Here is a 17,339-nt window from a genome sequence, read left to right as displayed (position 1 = left end):
TGCAATCCCTAAAATTTTCCGGTCTGGATAGCTGACACTCATATACCTTTTGATGTTTTGTAAATACTCTGCATTTGTAGAAGCTTTTGTTTTACACCAATCAGGAATAACGACCTTATAAGGAACATTGTTGTTAAGCATCATAAGTTGAAAGGAAGATCCTCATCACTGATTACAAAGGGTTCATTATCAAACGGCTGATTTTCCATATTGTTGTTCATAGATTTTTTTGAATTTGCTCCTTTGGATGTTTGACCGCGATCCTGTTGCTGAGGCGGTTTCTGTTGCTTTGGATTTGATCTTTTTTCATCGACTGCAGCAAACATAATTTCAATGGCTTTCTTAATCGCGGCATCTGTTCGATCCTGACCAGCTAACCACTCAAGATAGTCTTTATTTGATCGATAAATCTCTCCTAATGTTTTCCCTTTGTGCTTACCAAATTTCAGCTTTATGGCCCCAGCATCCTGTGGTGTCATGGTTTCAATTTGTTCCTTTTGCAGATAGCCTTGCATATCCTCCGCATCCTGTGTAAACAATTCTGATAAGCTGGCAATAGTTAGAGTCGCATCGATTTGCGCTCTCTTTTTGGCCATTTTCAAGCATGTATTAGCCATGGAATATGGATCTTGCTTAACGTACTTTTTCTCACGAGTATTACAATGTCCAACGCCTTCTGTGATCTTCATATCGTTCTTATAAATTCGGCAGCATACCGTAAAAGCGAAAAAGCCTTTGTCATAATCCTGGATACGTTCAACCACTTCATATTCGCTTGTAACACCAAAAAGCATTTGAATCTTTTCCGCTCCTGGTTTAAGCAATGTAGGCTTACTAGTACCAGGGATAATCCCATAATCATGATTTGCTTTCAGTGTGTTTTGAACAACCAATTGAAATTGATTAATCTTAGCTAATGTGGTTTGTACAGCACTTACATCCACAGAATCGATTAGAGATAAGGATGAATTTTGCTGAGAGGCTGCTAAGTTAGACATTCTTAGCTCGCCTCCTTTTTCAAGACATATATATTGATTAATTCTTCGTACTGCTTAGATAGCCTGACCAAATCATCATGAGAGCCAGAGTCGGCTATTGCATGGGTTAAGCCGATATATGTCATATTTAGTGCTTGACTATCAGCCATTTCTGGACAAATCTTTTTTGTATTTAAAAAAGATGATTGCAAGCAAATGTTCATTGTATTCACTCCCGCTTTACTGGCACTGTATATTGTGTTACAATGTCAGTAATTACATATTTTGAAATCTTTGGACTCCTGCCGCTAACAGGAGTCTTTTATTTTGCTTGTTTTTCAGTAGCACCTAAATGCTTGATCATATAATCACCTAAGTTGTGGCTAAGTACGATCTCTCCATTTGGCATAATGAAATATAAATCATCCGCACATATCTCTTCTCCAAACAGATCCTCAATAGGATGATCTGCGACCTTCTCAATATTCATTTATTTCACCTTCTTTCTGACGGATGATGTCCATCGTCAGCAGCCGGAACTGATCAGGCACAGGGGAGAAGCCCGTTCCGGTCGCTGACGATGAGCACCTAAATAAGTGCCCATCAGTTGGAAAATGTGTTATAATAAGGTTGTTCAGTGGTATTACGCGGTGAGCTACCTCAATTAGCTTGCCGCTTTTATTTTTGATCTTTTTCCGATTCTCCATTGGCTAAGCCCCAGTAATAGGCGACAACAATTGCTGTAAAGATCAATAACACTTTGATCATTCTTCATCCTCCTAATCAACACGTGATACTCGCTCTACCGGTATGCCCTGATCTATTAACCGTTGAATGATAGCTTCAATATCTTTCTTCTTTTCTGTTTTCTGCAAACTTTTCATTAAATCCACCCTTTAGCTTTCCATTGTGGCAGTAACTTCCTGATCCGTTTCTTAATAGGAATCCCGTAATCTTTTTCAAGCATCATGTTCAAATTGTCGATGAACGCCCTGGCTTCTAACAGCTCGTCCATCAGTTGAGCAATACCTTCTTTTTCGTTCTCATCAACAATGCTGGGTGGCTTGGCCAGACAGACAGTGCGAATCTTTTCTAGCGCTTCACTGAGTTCTCTTTCTGCATTCGCTTCCACCGCAAGTCTGTGCCGTTCAATAGCTGGTCCTTTTAGAACAGGTGAGGTATAACCATCAGAAAACTCATACAGTAGCTCCCCTATGTATTCCGGGCTGTCTTCATACACCCGGATCGACTGTTTTGCAATATCCTGCTGCATTCTCCGACGATCATTTTTAATGTGACTTCCTAACTGTTTAGAAATATTTAAATCCATTGACATTTGCTCAACTGTAAGTTCTTCTTCTGTTAGAAGCGCTTTAACAGCATCCCCTACTTCTGCCGCTTGTTTTAAAACCAAGCTAATCTCCCCCTTTGTATTCAGTTGTAAATTGGTAAATACATAAAGTGTCATTACAATAGAATCAAGCTGATATATCGTTTAAAAATGACGTGTTACGTTTAATCCATTCAAATACTTCGTCCCGTGGATATCGGGCTTGAATATTTTTCAAACGTGGGAATGAAGGATTAGATGTAACTTTGGTTACAGTTGGCGGTTTGATTTGAAGAATCTCCGCCAGATGTTTATTAGTTAGAACAGGTGGATAAGAGAAGCGCTTCATTCCATCGTCCACTCCTTTTTCATAAGCTTGCTGAAAAAGTTCTTCCATGCGGGCGCTGAATAGGTTTGCTTCTAGCTCATCGAATGTGATAATTGCTTTAGACATTTAGCTCACCTTCCTTGGAATCCAGTTTTCGATGCCGTGGATAACAATGTCGTGACGTTTATTGAACACTTCTGCAACCGTTAAGATATCCGTTACTGCCTTGTTGTTTTTAATAAAGACGAGTTGATTCAATTCGATTCCTCCTTAAATAGCTTTTTTATTTAACTGCATATTCTTTATAACGGAATCCGTTAATTTATCATTAAAAAAAACAGCCACATCTACATCTAATACAATTGCAATAGTTTTAAGACGTTCTACATCCAGTTTAGTTTCACCAGATTCCAGATATCTATAACCTTGTAAAGAAAGACCAAGGGCCTTTGCTAAATGAGTCTTAGTAACGCCTTTCGCTTCTCTTATCTTTGCTACGTTAATATTTACCATAGTATCACCTCCGTTTATCAACTAACGTTTTCCGTTACTTACAATATACTAACGTTTACCGTTAATGTCAACTGATTTTATTAATAAAATCTCAAAAACCGTTATTTTTATATCATATTCCGTTAGTTGGTGATAATATTCTAGTGAAAGGAGCACTTTTTATGACTATTAATAATAGAATTCGTGAATTACGAAAGAAAAGTGGTCTGACTCAAAGAGAATTAGCCAACAAAGTTAACGTATCTCCACAGGTCATTTCTAACTGGGAGAGAAATTACACCAACCCAGACCATGACGATGTAAAGAAATTGTCTGAGATTTTTGATTGCTCTAGTGACTATCTCCTTGGTATATCGGATAATCCTGATTCCGAGTCTTTAAATGACCCTGCCTTCATTGCTTTTACAAACGATCCAGAACTTCAAAACTGGTATAAAGAGCTCCCTAAAAGCCCTGAAGACCGTTTGCGTAAATTAAAAAAGTTATGGGAGATCATTAAGGATGAAGAATAACACGCCTTGGGCGTGTATTTATTTAATCTCTTAAGGTAATTATTAGCAGTTTTAGAGGTAAATAGTGCACTTTCTAAATGGTAGAAATGTACTTGGTATATACATCAAGAAAGAGGGGAAAGAAAGAAATGAAGAAATTTTTCAAATTTGGTTGCTTAGGTTTTATAGTTTTAATTGTCCTTGGCGCTATAATCGGTGCCATGGGTGGTGGAGATGACAGTGCAACAGAGTCAAGTGAAGATAGTGTAGAAACAAGCACAGAGCCAACAGAAAACACTAAAGATAAACCGAAAAAAGAAGAGAAAAAAGCTTACAAAATTGGTGAAGAAGTAAAAGTAGGAAAAATGGTTTATACAGTGAATGGGAAATCTACTGCTGATCAGGTAGGACCTTCTGTTCTTCCGACAAAAGCAGGCGGAAAATACCTTGTATTAGATGTAACTTTAAAGAATAATGGAAATGAAGCAGTAACAGTAGATAGTAGCTTCTTTAAACTTAAACGCGGCGAAAAGACGTATGAAGCGGATGCGGAAGGAAGCATGTCTGCTAATCAAAAAGAAGACGGATCGATTGATAACAGTTTCTTCTTACAGGAATTAAACCCTGATTTAGAAATGGCCGGAAAGGTTGTTTTTGATGTTTCTCCAGAAATTGCAGAAGCTAACGATCTGCAATTGCAAGTGCAAACAGGCGTTTTCGGAACCGAAACAGAAGTGATTAATTTGCAATAAAGGGATCCCCACTCTTGTGGGGTTTTCTTTCAACCTTCAATCGAACATACATTCCTACAATGAATTATGAGGTGAAGCCAATGGACAGTTTTTATTATTACACGCCATTAGAAGACTATGTAAAAGAACTATATTATTATCTTTCTATTTACTCTCCTAACCAAATCGATATGAAAGTAATCGCTGAAAAATTAAAAGTACGCATATATCACTGGGACTTCCCCAGCGAAGCCTCCTTTTATGAAGAACAGGCAAGAATTATGCTTAATGAAAACTTGACTTCTCAACAAAAGTGGCAAGATTTCTCCCATGAGCTTTCTCACATTTTAAGACATGTTGGTGATCAATATGGGATGCCTTCTTCTTTTCGATTGCTACAAGAGAGACAGGCAACAAACTTTATGTATCACTTTTGTGTTCCTACTTTCATGTTAGAACAAATATCATTTCCTTGGAGAAAAAGTGAAGTTATTGAAGTGATTTCGAGGACCTTCAATGTTGAATTTGAGTTTGCCGCTCAGAGGCTTGAACGTTGGTTATTGCAAAAAGAGAGTTTTGTATTCTATGAGCGTGTTTTCAACCCCATTCGCTATTACCAGATTGAAGCTATCAATCAAAAAAAATAAACAAGAGGTGTTTTACAGTGTCCATTCTCGCAAAACGTTTAAAGAATTTAAGGCTACAAAAAAAGCTTTCATTGATAGAGATTTCCCGTAAAGTGAACCTGAGTCGGGATGCTTTAGAAGCCTATGAACAAGGTAAAAGAATTCCTGATATTTCTCACGTGATAAAGCTGACTGAATTCTATGAGGTTTCTTTATGCTATCTCATAGGCAAAACAGACAACCCTACTGAAATCATTGACATTTCCGATGAATTTGAAGGCTTTCATATCAATGGAATCCAAGATTTATCGGAAGAAGAAATAACGAAGATTGCTCTTATGGCCAGTGATGACTCTCTTTATATGGAATGGTATCTCGCCAATACAGAAACTGAAGAACCAAATAACTTTATAAAGGACTGATAATATGCTTTCTGAATTTGAAATGAAAAGAGCAGAAAAGTTGAGACAAAAGGCGTTAAAAAATCCTGTTAAACATGAATTAATTAGAATTCCAGTTTTCGAGAGAGTATACATGAAAGATGGTGAACTTTACGGGGAATTAGTTGGTGATAGAACACCACGAAAAGTAAGCGAATGTACTGTTGAATCTCGACTACCTAAGAGAGATTAATTTTTTTACCTTCAAACAGAACATATATTCCTGATAAAACTAAATCTGAGGTCAATGACTACATCTTTGTATTCCACTCATATGATTTTGGAAGCTCAGAAAGGCTATTTGTAGCCTCTTATGACTTGAATGCTACAGAAGATTATCAAACACTTAAACATAACAGTAAAGCCAGGAGGAGGAGAGTACCGTGGCACTAATTAAGAAATATGACACAGCTAAAGGCGAGCGCTGGATGATTATCATAGAAAATGGAAAGGATCCTCAAACCGGTGCTCGCCGGCGTGTTGTAAAACGTGGATTTCTAAAGCAAAAAGAGGCAAAAGAAGCAGCAAAGGAATTAGAGTACCAGTTGGGAATTAGACAATTAAACACTAAAGGCAATATCACATTTGAGGAAATGGCTGAAGAATGGCTCGATACGTATAGCGAAACAGATGTAAAGATTAGTACCATTAGAGTCCGAAAACATGAAATTGGGCATTTAAATCGGTATTTTGCCAAGTACAAAATTAAAGACATTACGAAAAAGATGTATCAAAATGCCTTAAAGGATTTAAAGAAAAATAAAGAGTTGGCGCATAACACTATATCCGGCATACACGGTACCGGTCGAATGATTTTTAAAAGAGCTATGGAACAAGATTTGCTGCTTGTGGATCCAACAGAGTATGCCTTTATTCCAAAGGATAAAAAAACCGTTGAAGATATAGAAAATCAAAATGTGCAGGATAAATATTTGGAGAAACATGAACTTAAAGAGTTTTTGGAGACAGCAAAAAAACACGGGGAGATTGATGATTACGTCATATTTTTAACGCTCGCCTGGACAGGGCTTCGAGCTGGGGAATTAGTAGCTCTCAAATGGAAGGATATAGACTTTGACGAACAGACAATCAATATAACGAAAACATATTATAACCCCTCAAACAATACCAAAGCATATAAATTACTTCCACCGAAAACGGAGGGATCTATACGAAAGATTGACGTGGAAGAAGAAGTAATCAGTACTTTAAGAAAACATATGCTTAAACAAAAAGAAATTAAGCTGCAGGTAGGTAAGGATTACTATGATCAGGATTTTGTGTTTGGTAGACTAAATGCTCCTTATTTTGGCTATCCACACTTTATTAAGACCATTCAAAACCGTATGGAAAGTCTCCTGAAGAAAACACCTTCTATCCGGAAGCGTCTTACACCTCATTCCTTGCGTCATACCCATACTTCTCTTCTAGCAGAAGCTGGTGTGGAATTGCTTCAAATTATGGACCGACTGGGACACACAGAGGATGAAACCACTACACAGGTTTATTTGCACATCACGAAAGATCGAAAAAAAGAAGCTTCCCAAAGGTTCGGCGAACTCATGAGAAGCCTCGAAAAAGGATAAAAAAATCTATTAAGGCACCAAAACGGCACCAAAAATGAGGTGCCGTTTTGTTAAAAGCCTATATTATAAGGTTTTTAGGGCTGAATTACATCATGCCGCCCATGCCGCCCATGTCCGGCATACCCATGCCGCCACCAGCGTTTTCTTCTGGCTTGTCAGCAACGACTGCTTCAGTTGTTAAGAACATAGAAGCAACAGATGCTGCGTTTTGAAGCGCATAGCGAGTTACTTTCGTAGGGTCAACAATACCAGTGTCGATCATGTTTACCCACTCGCCAGTTGCTGCGTTGAAGCCGATGCCTACTTCTTCGCGTTTTAAGCGATCGACAACGACAGATCCTTCAAGGCCTGCGTTGAAGGCAATTTGGCGGATTGGCTCTTCAAGCGCACGAAGAACGATTTTCACACCAGTTGCTACATCGCCTTCTGTTTCCAATGCAGCTACTTTGTTATATACGTTTACAAGTGCTGTACCACCACCAGAAACGATTCCTTCTTCAACAGCTGCACGAGTAGCGTTCAATGCGTCTTCAATGCGAAGTTTGCGTTCTTTTAGTTCTGTTTCTGTCGCTGCTCCCACTTTGATCACAGCTACGCCGCCAGCTAATTTTGCTAAGCGCTCTTGTAATTTTTCGCGGTCGAATTCAGACGTTGTTTCGTCTAATTGAACGCGGATTTGGTTGACGCGGGCTTCGATTTGGGCAGAGTCTCCTGCTCCTTCAACGATCGTTGTGTTTTCTTTAGAAACAACTACTTTTGCTGCGCGTCCAAGTTGAGTGATATTTGCAGATTTAAGATCTAGACCTAAATCTTCAGTGATCACTTCACCGCCAGTTAATACAGCGATATCTTCAAGCATTGCTTTACGGCGATCGCCGAATCCAGGTGCTTTTACCGCTACAGCGTTGAATGTACCACGAAGTTTGTTCACTACGAGTGTAGCCAAAGCTTCGCCTTCTACGTCTTCAGCGATGATTAAAAGCGGTCTGCTTTGTTGAACTACTTGCTCAAGTACAGGAAGTACTTCTTGAATGCTTGCAATCTTCTTATCTGTGATTAAGATATATGGATTTTCAAGAACAGCTTCCATTTTATCAGAATCTGTTACCATATATGGAGAAGCGTAGCCGCGGTCGAATTGCATACCTTCTACTACGTCAAGCTCTGTAGTGAATCCTTTTGATTCTTCGATTGTGATAACGCCGTCGTTGCCAACGCGCTCCATCGCTTCGGCAATCAATTGGCCAACTTCTTCATCAGCAGATGAAATCGCTGCAACTTGTGCGATAGACTCTTTGCCCTCGATTGGCTTAGAGATTTCTTTTAATGCTTCCACAGCTGTTTGAACAGCAAGGTCCATTCCTTTACGCACGCCAACAGGGTTTGCGCCTGCTGTTACGTTTTTCAAGCCTTCGCTGATCATTGCTTGCGCAAGAACTGTCGCCGTAGTTGTACCGTCACCAGCTACGTCGTTTGTTTTGCTTGCTACTTCAGCAACAAGCTTCGCACCCATGTTTTCGAATGCATCTTCCAGTTCGATTTCTTTCGCGATTGTCACACCATCATTTGTGATAAGCGGTGAACCAAATTTTTTCTCAAGAACCACGTTGCGTCCTTTAGGTCCAAGAGTTACTTTTACGGCATCCGCCAGCTGATCTACCCCGCGAAGCATTGCGCGGCGTGCTTCTTCGCTAAATTTAATCTCTTTAGCCATATGAAAAACCTCCCTGATTATTTAAGTTATTTAAAATAGATAAGTATTTGTTAATTATTCACCTGTTACAGCAAGGATGTCGCTTTCACGAAGGATTAATAATTCTTTGCCTTCGTATTTCACCTCTGTACCAGCATATTTAGAGAAGATGATACGGTCGCCAACAGCTACTTCAAGCGCTACTCTTTCTCCGCTTTCAAGTACACGTCCGTTGCCGACTGCCACAATTTTCCCTTCTTGTGGTTTTTCTTTCGCTGAATCTGGCAATACAATGCCACTGGCTGTTTTTTCCTCTGATTCAACCAGCTCAATTACTACGCGATCACCTAGTGGTTTTAACAAGTGAAACAACCTCCTTGGAATATATGTAATGTTTTTATTTATTAGCACTCTCATATGAAGAGTGCTAACCCAATTAATATAATAAATAAAATGATTTTTTTTTGCAAGGGAGAAGTAATTTTTTTTACAAATCATTTTTTAAATGGGAGAAAATAGTGACAATCCCTTCCGTTTGAATGATCGTCTGTTTATTAGTAAAATACTCTTTAAGTACTATTAGATTTCAGCTTCTCAGGCTTTCCCTATGCTTGTATGATTATCTATTCCAGCGCCCAGTCGCTCAAAGTTCCAGCTGTGCGGCTGAACAGGCGCTTCCACTCTTAAAATAAAGGAGCTCTTTTCATTTGAAGAAGACATATGGTTATATTTTAATCGCTTATATTTTAATGCAGCTGTTGGGGCTGGTTGCTCCTCTGCTTTTATTTAAAGCAGGGCTTGCCCTTGGAGGTGATCCGCAAACGCTGAAAAATCTTATTCCCGGCTATTGGCTGGTGTTCAGCTTCATGGTCACCCTGATTATTGTATTGCTTCTCCTTCGGAAAGATACCAGAAACAGCCGTCTTGAACGGATGACTCCACTGCCGGTGGGACCTTCCATCTTTTGGGCAGTGGCGGGCATCTTTCTCGCCTTGTTTGGCCAGCGAATTGCCGTCGCTATCGAAACGGCTTTAGGAATTAACATGGGGTCCGAAAACACAGAAACGATTATTCATATTATTGAGCTTGTCCCATTGATGATGGTTGCCACTGCCATTTTCGGTCCGATTTTAGAGGAAATCGTTTTTAGAAAGATTATTTTTGGAAGCTTGTATGAGAAGTTTCCTTTCTGGCTATCCGCTTTGATCAGCTCCGTTATTTTTGCCCTTGCTCATGCTGAACCTGAACATGTCATTCTGTACTCATCGATGGGATTCACGTTTGCTTTTCTATATGTAAAAACAAAAAGACTGCTTGTTCCTATATTCGCCCATGTGGCTATGAATTCCTTGGTCATTGTCGTGCAATATTTTTATGCGGATGAATTAGAGCGGATGATGAAAGAAACGGAAAAAATACAAAGCTTTATTACTTGGCTTTTTTAGGCTTATAGCTTTAAAATTTGGAGGAATTTAATGAAACAATCACCGTTAACGACCGGGATTTTTTATCTTATTCTCGGCGCGTTCTTTACTTATTTAGCCATTCAAGATGTCAACACGGGGGGCTTTGGCTTTTTCACTTACTTGCTCATCTTGCTGGCAACGATGGATATTGGTTCCGGCATTCGCCTGCTCTTTATGTATTGGCGCTTGAAAAGCAACGAAAAAAAATAAGGCTGTTCTCTAAAAGGCTGACTTTCGCTCTTGCGGAAGTTCGGCTCTTTTTTTGGACAGCCTTATTTTATTCTGCATTTTCCGCTTCCAGTTCGGCCTGCAATGTTTTTTTATAGCTAATCTTTGAGATCCAAATGCTGATCTCATAAAGAATAACTAATGGAATCATCACGATAATCTGTGATATCACATCCGGCGGCGTAATAAGCCCTGCTACCACTAGCAGAACAAAGTAAGCATAGCGGCGAATTTGCGCAAGAAACATAGGTGTAATAATCCCCAGCCTTGTCAAAAACATTGTAACAACCGGCAGCTGAAACAAGATGCCGAATGGAAGTGTAATTTGAAATAAGAATTGAAAATACTCGTTAATGCCAATAACCTGCTCAATTTGCAAGTTTCCGGATAACTTCATCATGAAATGAATGATATACGGAAATAAAATAAAATAAGAAAAAGCAATTCCGGCGAGAAATAGCAGCAAGGATAACGGGATGTAGCTAAGCGTTACCTTTCTCTCTTTCTCAAGCAGTCCTGGGCTTACGAATGCCCACAACTGATAAAGAATCATAGGGCTAGTCAATACAAAAGCGATGACAAAAGCCATTTGAAAATAAATCTTTATAGGATCTGTCACACGGAAAGCGTTCATTGTTAATTCCTGCGCTTCGTCCGCATGCTGCAAATAGCGGATAATCGGCTCAGCCAGAAACAAACCGGCAATCATAGTGAGGAATAAGAAAGCGATTACTATAATGAGCCGTTTCCGCAACTCGCCAATGTGTTCATATATTGTCATGTCTTGTCGACTCATTGTCATTCATCCTAACCTTACTGAGGATCCTTCTTATCCTCTGGTTTATCGTCGTCCGCCAGCCCTTTCGTGGCATTCTTAAATTCTTTCAACGTGTCGCCTGCCGCGCGTCCAAGCTCAGGGAGTTTTTTCGGTCCGAAGATTAATATTGCTGCTCCAGCAATCAATATAATACTGCCTACACTTAATCCCATTTATGCAGCACCTCCTTTCCTCCATCATAACCGATTTTTCGGCATAATTCTATTCCGACTTTTCTTCCGAGACATCCGGATAATTCTTTAAAAAATAAACTAACGATTGCAGTTCAACAGCCAGATCAATGTGATGCACTCGAATCATTGGAGGAACGTTCAGTCTCGCAGGTGTGAAATTCAAGATGCCTTTAATATTGCATTCCACAAGACGGTCTGTAATGCCTTGGGCCACAGTAGAAGGAACCGTCAAAATAGCTACTGGTACCTCCTTTGATTGTAGTTTCTCTTCCAGATTATCCAGATGATAAATTGGAACATCCCCAATCGTCTTGCCTACTTTTCCCTCATCTACATCGAAGGCTATTTGTATTTTCGTATTGTTATTCTTCATAAAGTTATAATTCAAAAAAGCGGTTCCTAAATTTCCTACCCCAATAAGAGCTACATTTGTTATTTCATCTTGATCAAGTGTTTTGCGAAAGAACGACAATAAATAGCTGACATTATAGCCGTATCCCTTCTTACCAAGTGCTCCAAAATAAGAAAAATCGCGGCGAATCGTCGCCGAATCTACTTTTACTGCTTCGCTTAATTCTGCCGATGAGACCCGCTGCTTGCCAGAAGAATGCAGGTTTTGGATAAATCTGTAATACAATGGCAGACGCTTGGCCGTCGCCTGCGGAATCCTTAATGGATCATGGTTCATATTTATACCCCCAGCGCTTGCTGTTTCCAAACTGATAACCTTTCGATTCAATCACTCCTTCCATCATACAATATTTTGCACGGCTTGTCTTTCAACTTTATTTCCTTTCTATCGCCCAGAAAGGGTGAAAGAGAATTGCCCAGGCCTATAGAATCAGCTACACTAATAAGTAGAAAACTGAGGTGAGAAGAATGATTTTACTGCAAGTACAACAGCTTACAAAATACTTCGGCGCAGAGCTCATTTTGTCGAATATTAAACTTGAAGTACAAACAAGAGACCGGATCGCTCTAGTTGGTAGAAACGGAGCAGGAAAATCCACTCTTTTAAAAATAATCGCCGGTATCCTCTCTTATGATTCCGGAAATATCTTAAAGCCGAAAGATGCGACAATCGGCTATCTTGCTCAAAACACCGGGCTGGAATCTGATTTATCAATCATGGATGAAATGCTTTCCGTCTTCTCGCATTTGCGCAGCATGGAAAAGCAGCTGCGGCATCTGGAAGAGCGAATGGCGGATCCCGCTGTTTACGGAGATGCCAGCCAATATGAAAGAGTCACCAAGGAATATGATTTGCTGCAAAATGAATTTAAAGAGTCCGGCGGCTATCAGTTCGAAGCAGATATCCGTTCGGTTTTGCATGGCTTGAACTTTCATGATTTTGACTATGAAACGAAAATCTCTACTTTAAGTGGCGGCCAAAAAACGAGGCTCGCACTGGGAAAGCTATTATTGACAAAACCCGACATTCTTATTTTGGACGAGCCGACGAACCATTTAGACATTGATACACTTTCCTGGCTGGAACAATATTTGCAGGGCTACAACGGCGCTATTTTGATCGTGTCCCATGACCGTTACTTCCTTGATAAAGTTGTAAACCAAGTATACGAAATCTCTCGGCAGCACATTAAAAAATTTCATGGGAATTACAGTAACTATTTAGAACAGAAGGCCGAACAATACGAAAAAGATATGAAGCTGTTTGAAAAGCAACAGGAGCAGGTAGCGAAGCTGGAAGACTTCATCCAGCGCAATATTGCCCGGGCTTCGACAACAAAAAGAGCCCAAAGCCGCCGCAAGCAGCTTGAACGGATGGAACGGATGGAACGTCCGGATGGCGATGAAAAATCGGCCAATATTATGTTTCAAATTGAAAAACAGAGCGGCAATGAAGTGTTAAAAGTAAACAATCTTGCTATTGGTTATGATGAAGAAAGAGTTGCCCAAAATCTCAATCTGTATATACAACGTGAAGAGAGCACGGCACTCGTCGGACCAAACGGTGCTGGTAAATCTACTTTTCTCAAAACAATTGTGGATAAACTGCGGCCATTAGCTGGAGAATTTTCTCTCGGTGCTAACGTATTCATTGGCTATTATGATCAGGAACAGGCCAACTTAACTTCTAATAAAACCGTATTAAACGAATTATGGGATGACTACCCTTCCAGTGATGAGAAAGAAATACGTACAGTGCTCGGCAACTTCCTCTTTTCAGGAGATGACGTTCTAAAGCCGGTTCATGCATTAAGCGGTGGCGAAAAAGCACGGCTGGCTCTTGCCAAGCTCATGATGCAAAAAGCTAATTTTCTTATTTTGGACGAGCCAACCAACCACCTTGATCTAGATAGCAAAGAAGTGTTAGAAAATGCGTTGATTGATTATCCTGGGACGCTTTTATTCGTTTCCCATGACCGATATTTCATCAATCGTATTGCCTCAAAAGTCATTGAAATGTCCGATAATGGCATGACTGAGTATCTTGGGGATTATGATTATTATGTCGCGAAAAAACAAGAGCAAAAAGAGCTGGCTGAATTGGAAAAATCCTCTTTGCCAATCGTTGAAGAAGTCGTACCGTCTGATTCATCCAACTACCATATAGATAAAGAGCAAAAGAAAAAAGAGCGTCAGAAACGCCGACGTATTGAAGAAATAGAAGAAAGAATTGAAAGCCTAGAAGCAGAGCTCGAAGAAGCCGAAGACTTGCTTTGCCAGCCAGAAATCTTTCAGGATCATGAAAAGTCATTGGAACTTCAGAAAAAAACCGAAGCTTGTCAAACAGAAATTGAGCAGCTTATGCAAGAGTGGGAAACTCTTCATGAGTAGGCTCTAATCCATTGGCTGCTGTGACGTTTATACACAGACTTACCCACAAACTAACATGCCGGTTTTCTTGATTCCTAATTACTTTTACACATTATCCACAAAAATAATCGATTTTATCCACAAAACACACAAGCTTTCCAGCAGTTTAAAAAGGACTTTTCCACAGAATAACCTTTTTATACACATGTTATTCACAGCTTGTGAACAAGTAAAAAGGACTGTTTTTCCATTAGGGCGTTACTAGTGGAAAAACAGTCCTTTCTTTTTATTTTATTATTGTTCGATATCCAGTCCTGGATAGCCATTCATCGCCAAATCTTCAAATTTTCCCTGCTCATATAGAATGGTTCCCGCAGCGGCAATCATAGCTGCATTATCGGTACAAAGACTTAACGGCGGAATAATCAGTTCGATATCCTCGAGTTCGGCAAACTGTTCTTCCAAGGCCTTTCTCAACCCTCTATTCGCAGCAACCCCGCCGGCTAGCAGTACTTGCTTCACTTTATATTCCTTTGCTGCTCTTATGGTTTTCGCTGTTAAAACTTCGATCACGCTTTGCTGAAAGCTAGCAGCTACATCTTCCGGTCTCAATTCTTGTCTTCGTTGTTCTGCATTGTGGAGAGTGTTGATAACTGCTGATTTTAGACCGCTGAAACTAAAATCATATGACCCTTCTTCGAGCCAGGCTCTAGGAAAATCAATAACTGGCTCTCCTTCAGCAGCAAGACGATCAATGTGAGGACCGCCTGGATAAGGCAAGTTCAATGTTCGAGCTACTTTATCATATGCTTCTCCTGCCGCATCATCACGCGTTTCACCGATTACTTGAAAACTGCCGTGCTCTTCCATAAGTACCAACTCAGTATGCCCACCCGACACAACGAGAGACAGCAGCGGAAAAGCAAATTCTTTTATCAGACGATTGGCGTAAATATGGCCAGCTATGTGATGAACACCTATAAGTGGCAGCTGATGGGCAAAGGCTAACGCTTTAGCCGCGTTGACTCCCACCAAAAGAGCCCCCACAAGACCCGGTCCTTTAGTAACGGCAATGGCATCGAGGTCTTGAAAAGCCATATCGGCTTGACGCAATGTTTCCTCGAGGACCAATGTAATTTGCTCTACATGATGCCGGGACGCAATTTCAGGAACAACTCCGCCAAAGCGTTTGTGACTTTCAATTTGCGAAGAAACAACATTAGATACGATTTCCCGGCCATTCTTTATGATGGCTGCTGCCGTTTCGTCACAGCTTGTTTCTAATCCTAATATATAAATATCTTTTTTCATTATAAATTCACCCACATTACTAATGCGTCTTCCTGATTGTCAGAATAATAATTTTTTCTAATCCCACCTGGCTGGAAGCCCAGCTTTTTGTATAAATTTTGAGCAGATTCGTTGCTTACACGTACTTCTAAAGACATGATAGACGCTCCCCTCTTTCTGGCAGTGTTCATTACAGCGACGAGTAGCTTCTCCCCCCACCCTCTGCCACGAAACTCCGGGAGGATAGCGATATTGGTAACTTGCGATTCATCCAGTACGAGCCACATTCCACAGTAACCTATGATTTGGCCTTCATATTCAACCACGTGATACACAGCAAAATAATTATTCGTTAGCTCATTGAAAAAAGATTCTTTCGTCCAAGGTGCTGTAAAACTAACTTTTTCAACTTCATATACCCTATCCACATCGTCCACAGTCATCAGCCGAATATCAATTTCACTCATTTCATTTCTCCGCCCTTTGCTGTTCCAGCCACTTCGTTTCCGCCTCTGCCAAACGAATGTAGTTGGGAACAAAAGAATGCAGATCAGCTGCAGGTTCATGCAAGCCGAGGCGGGCAAGATCAGATGGCCGCGGTGAAGAAGCATACTCTCCTTTCAGCAACGCTTGGTCTGCTAATACTTCCCGTATGGCCTCTTCGTGCAGACGAACATCCTGACCGATAAAGAGGACTTCCTCATTTAGTTCCTTCAGTTGGTTACACCAATCTTTGAGGGCGAGATTCTGATCTTCCTCGACAACGGCTAGCTTTCCATTTTCAAAACGGTATAATCCGGTGTACACTCTGCCCCGTCTCGCATCAAAAACAGGTGAAATATAAGAAGGATAAAAATAGGCAGAAGCTGCTAGAGCCGCTAGACTGGATACTCCTGCAAGAGGAATATTTAACGACCAAGCCAGAGTTTTTGCGATGGTTACTCCAATGCGTACGCCTGTGTAGGAGCCTGGCCCCTTGGCCACAATGATTTTATCTAGATCTGCCGGTTTTACTTCGCATTCCTTCATTAAAGCTTCAATGGCCGGCATGACCCGTAATGAATGATTCTTATTTAAATTTGTCATGTATTCACCGATGACCTGCTCATTCTCTGAAAGAGACACGCCCAGTGTATAAGTAGATGTATCAATTGCCAGCACTTTCATTTCACTAACTCCTCACTCACCCTAACATACTTGTCACCTTTTGGTTCCAGAGAGATTTCACGTTCATTGTTCCCTTTATGAGAAATAACAACCTTTAAATATTGTTCAGGAAGCTGCTGTTCAATTAAATGAGCCCACTCAACTACACACACGCCATCTCCGTAGAAGTACTCATCGAACCCCAAATCTTCCTCCTCATCAGTTAACCGGTACACATCCATATGGTAAAGAGGCAGACGGCCTTTATATTCTTTTATAATAGTGAAGGTTGGGCTATTTACATTACGCTTAATGCCTAATCCCTTTGCCAAGCCTTGTGTAAAAGTTGTTTTCCCAGCCCCTAAATCGCCTTCTAACAAAAGTACAGAACCCGGTTCCAATAAATGAGCCAGCTTCTCTGCAAAAGACTGGGTTTGTTCAGCACTTTGTGTGGAAAGTCTCAGTCTGTCCATAAAAAGTCTCCCTTGTCGCATATAATATGTAGTCGTAAAAAAACCTTAGGAAACATTAATCCTAAGGTAGTTTGCTGAGTATAGTATATCTTAAATCGCTGTATAAAAAAAGAAACGAAACAAAGTTTCGCTTAGTTGTAAAAGCTTATAACAAAATGGCGGTCCGGACGGGACTCGAACCCGCGACCTCCTGCGTGACAGGCAGGCATTCTAACCAACTGAACTACCG

General features: G+C 40.4%; 25 protein-coding genes. 8 read left to right on the top strand and 17 right to left on the bottom strand.

The features are described from left to right. Positions 1-140: 140 nt before the first annotated feature. From ACH0BF_RS20265 to ACH0BF_RS20230, 8 genes are all read right to left on the bottom strand, one after another. Positions 141-998: an exodeoxyribonuclease X C-terminal domain-containing protein gene (locus ACH0BF_RS20265; RefSeq protein WP_406910152.1), complete on the bottom strand. Its 858-nt coding sequence runs from the start codon at positions 996-998 to the stop codon at positions 141-143. 2 nt (positions 999-1,000) lie between these two features. Next, positions 1,001-1,201: a hypothetical protein gene (locus tag ACH0BF_RS20260; protein WP_406910151.1), complete on the bottom strand. Its 201-nt coding sequence runs from the start codon at positions 1,199-1,201 to the stop codon at positions 1,001-1,003. A 98-nt stretch (positions 1,202-1,299) separates the two neighbouring features. Then, entirely contained in the window at positions 1,300-1,467 is a 168-nt protein-coding gene (locus ACH0BF_RS20255; RefSeq protein WP_406910150.1) for a YqaI family protein, read from the bottom strand. Then, complete coding sequence (locus ACH0BF_RS20250) at positions 1,457-1,684, bottom strand: hypothetical protein (RefSeq protein WP_406910149.1); 228 nt, start codon at positions 1,682-1,684, stop codon at positions 1,457-1,459. The genes ACH0BF_RS20255 and ACH0BF_RS20250 overlap by 11 nt, the downstream gene beginning before the upstream one ends. A 176-nt stretch (positions 1,685-1,860) precedes the next feature. Beyond that, positions 1,861-2,391, bottom strand: coding sequence for a hypothetical protein (locus tag ACH0BF_RS20245; RefSeq protein WP_406910148.1), 531 nt, complete (start codon positions 2,389-2,391; stop codon positions 1,861-1,863). Between the two features lie 64 nt (positions 2,392-2,455). Then, positions 2,456-2,761: a helix-turn-helix domain-containing protein gene (locus ACH0BF_RS20240; RefSeq protein WP_406910147.1), complete on the bottom strand. Its 306-nt coding sequence runs from the start codon at positions 2,759-2,761 to the stop codon at positions 2,456-2,458. Beyond that, positions 2,762-2,893 carry a hypothetical protein gene (locus ACH0BF_RS20235; protein WP_406910146.1) on the bottom strand — a complete coding sequence of 44 codons (132 nt, stop codon included), beginning with the start codon at positions 2,891-2,893 and terminating at the stop codon, positions 2,762-2,764. It lies immediately after the preceding gene. A 12-nt stretch (positions 2,894-2,905) separates the two neighbouring features. Then, positions 2,906-3,148 carry a helix-turn-helix domain-containing protein gene (locus ACH0BF_RS20230; RefSeq protein ID WP_406910145.1) on the bottom strand — a complete coding sequence of 81 codons (243 nt, stop codon included), beginning with the start codon at positions 3,146-3,148 and terminating at the stop codon, positions 2,906-2,908. 161 nt (positions 3,149-3,309) lie between these two features. Here ACH0BF_RS20230 and ACH0BF_RS20225 point away from each other — a divergent pair, with 161 nt between their 5' ends. The 5 genes from ACH0BF_RS20225 (at position 3,310) to ACH0BF_RS20205 (ending at position 7,022) form a co-directional block, all read left to right on the top strand. Then, entirely contained in the window at positions 3,310-3,660 is a 351-nt protein-coding gene (locus ACH0BF_RS20225) for a helix-turn-helix domain-containing protein (RefSeq protein ID WP_406910144.1), read from the top strand. A gap of 128 nt (positions 3,661-3,788) precedes the next feature. Beyond that, the gene (locus ACH0BF_RS20220; protein WP_406910143.1) at positions 3,789-4,391 is read left to right on the top strand and encodes a DUF4352 domain-containing protein; all 603 of its coding nucleotides are present in this window, start codon (positions 3,789-3,791) and stop codon (positions 4,389-4,391) included. Between the two features lie 80 nt (positions 4,392-4,471). Continuing rightward, positions 4,472-5,017: an ImmA/IrrE family metallo-endopeptidase gene (locus tag ACH0BF_RS20215; RefSeq protein ID WP_406910142.1), complete on the top strand. Its 546-nt coding sequence runs from the start codon at positions 4,472-4,474 to the stop codon at positions 5,015-5,017. A gap of 17 nt (positions 5,018-5,034) precedes the next feature. After that, positions 5,035-5,418 carry a helix-turn-helix domain-containing protein gene (locus tag ACH0BF_RS20210; protein ID WP_406910141.1) on the top strand — a complete coding sequence of 128 codons (384 nt, stop codon included), beginning with the start codon at positions 5,035-5,037 and terminating at the stop codon, positions 5,416-5,418. Between the two features lie 401 nt (positions 5,419-5,819). After that, on the top strand, positions 5,820-7,022 hold the full coding sequence (locus ACH0BF_RS20205; protein ID WP_406910140.1) for a site-specific integrase: 1,203 nt from the start codon (positions 5,820-5,822) through the stop codon (positions 7,020-7,022). Positions 7,023-7,107: 85 nt separating this feature from the next. Here the strand turns inward: ACH0BF_RS20205 and groL are convergent, their stop codons facing one another. Next, on the bottom strand, positions 7,108-8,736 hold the full coding sequence (gene groL / locus ACH0BF_RS20200; RefSeq protein WP_340851307.1) for a chaperonin GroEL: 1,629 nt from the start codon (positions 8,734-8,736) through the stop codon (positions 7,108-7,110). A gap of 54 nt (positions 8,737-8,790) precedes the next feature. Continuing rightward, complete coding sequence (gene groES, locus ACH0BF_RS20195; RefSeq protein WP_120036102.1) at positions 8,791-9,078, bottom strand: co-chaperone GroES; 288 nt, start codon at positions 9,076-9,078, stop codon at positions 8,791-8,793. Positions 9,079-9,422: 344 nt separating this feature from the next. Here groES and ACH0BF_RS20190 point away from each other — a divergent pair, with 344 nt between their 5' ends. Together ACH0BF_RS20190 and ACH0BF_RS20185 are read left to right on the top strand one after the other, a co-directional pair. Further along, positions 9,423-10,160 (top strand): CPBP family intramembrane glutamic endopeptidase, encoded by a 738-nt coding sequence (locus ACH0BF_RS20190; protein WP_120036101.1) that lies wholly within the window; start codon positions 9,423-9,425, stop codon positions 10,158-10,160. A 30-nt stretch (positions 10,161-10,190) separates the two neighbouring features. After that, on the top strand, positions 10,191-10,391 hold the full coding sequence (locus ACH0BF_RS20185; protein WP_120036100.1) for a YdiK family protein: 201 nt from the start codon (positions 10,191-10,193) through the stop codon (positions 10,389-10,391). Between the two features lie 67 nt (positions 10,392-10,458). Here the strand turns inward: ACH0BF_RS20185 and tatC are convergent, their stop codons facing one another. The 3 genes from tatC to ACH0BF_RS20170 are packed head-to-tail and all read right to left on the bottom strand — an operon-like array spanning position 10,459 to position 12,108. Continuing rightward, positions 10,459-11,205, bottom strand: a complete 747-nt coding sequence (gene tatC, locus ACH0BF_RS20180; RefSeq protein ID WP_120036099.1) for a twin-arginine translocase subunit TatC — start codon at positions 11,203-11,205, stop codon at positions 10,459-10,461. A gap of 17 nt (positions 11,206-11,222) precedes the next feature. Beyond that, positions 11,223-11,399 carry a twin-arginine translocase TatA/TatE family subunit gene (locus ACH0BF_RS20175; protein WP_120036098.1) on the bottom strand — a complete coding sequence of 59 codons (177 nt, stop codon included), beginning with the start codon at positions 11,397-11,399 and terminating at the stop codon, positions 11,223-11,225. A gap of 49 nt (positions 11,400-11,448) precedes the next feature. Next, positions 11,449-12,108, bottom strand: coding sequence for a redox-sensing transcriptional repressor Rex (locus ACH0BF_RS20170; RefSeq protein WP_120036097.1), 660 nt, complete (start codon positions 12,106-12,108; stop codon positions 11,449-11,451). Positions 12,109-12,299: 191 nt separating this feature from the next. Here ACH0BF_RS20170 and ACH0BF_RS20165 point away from each other — a divergent pair, with 191 nt between their 5' ends. Then, on the top strand, positions 12,300-14,222 hold the full coding sequence (locus tag ACH0BF_RS20165; RefSeq protein WP_406910139.1) for an ABC-F family ATP-binding cassette domain-containing protein: 1,923 nt from the start codon (positions 12,300-12,302) through the stop codon (positions 14,220-14,222). 273 nt (positions 14,223-14,495) lie between these two features. On the opposite strand, the gene tsaD is transcribed toward ACH0BF_RS20165, so the two are convergent. The 4 genes from tsaD to tsaE are packed head-to-tail and all read right to left on the bottom strand — an operon-like array spanning position 14,496 to position 17,110. Continuing rightward, positions 14,496-15,512, bottom strand: a complete 1,017-nt coding sequence (gene tsaD / locus ACH0BF_RS20160; protein ID WP_406910138.1) for a tRNA (adenosine(37)-N6)-threonylcarbamoyltransferase complex transferase subunit TsaD — start codon at positions 15,510-15,512, stop codon at positions 14,496-14,498. After that, the gene (gene rimI, locus ACH0BF_RS20155; RefSeq protein ID WP_406910137.1) at positions 15,512-15,958 is read right to left on the bottom strand and encodes a ribosomal protein S18-alanine N-acetyltransferase; all 447 of its coding nucleotides are present in this window, start codon (positions 15,956-15,958) and stop codon (positions 15,512-15,514) included. Before rimI ends, tsaD begins: the two co-directional genes overlap by 1 nt. 1 nt (position 15,959) lies before the next feature. Then, the gene (gene tsaB / locus ACH0BF_RS20150; protein ID WP_120036094.1) at positions 15,960-16,658 is read right to left on the bottom strand and encodes a tRNA (adenosine(37)-N6)-threonylcarbamoyltransferase complex dimerization subunit type 1 TsaB; all 699 of its coding nucleotides are present in this window, start codon (positions 16,656-16,658) and stop codon (positions 15,960-15,962) included. Further along, entirely contained in the window at positions 16,655-17,110 is a 456-nt protein-coding gene (gene tsaE, locus ACH0BF_RS20145; protein ID WP_120036093.1) for a tRNA (adenosine(37)-N6)-threonylcarbamoyltransferase complex ATPase subunit type 1 TsaE, read from the bottom strand. The genes tsaB and tsaE overlap by 4 nt, the downstream gene beginning before the upstream one ends. Positions 17,111-17,339: the final 229 nt, after the last annotated feature.

The sequence above is a fragment of the Pseudobacillus sp. 179-B 2D1 NHS genome (assembly GCF_045370945.1).
Lineage (GTDB): Bacteria > Bacillota > Bacilli > Bacillales > Domibacillaceae > Pseudobacillus.
This window is presented reverse-complemented; position numbering and strand designations above follow the sequence as displayed.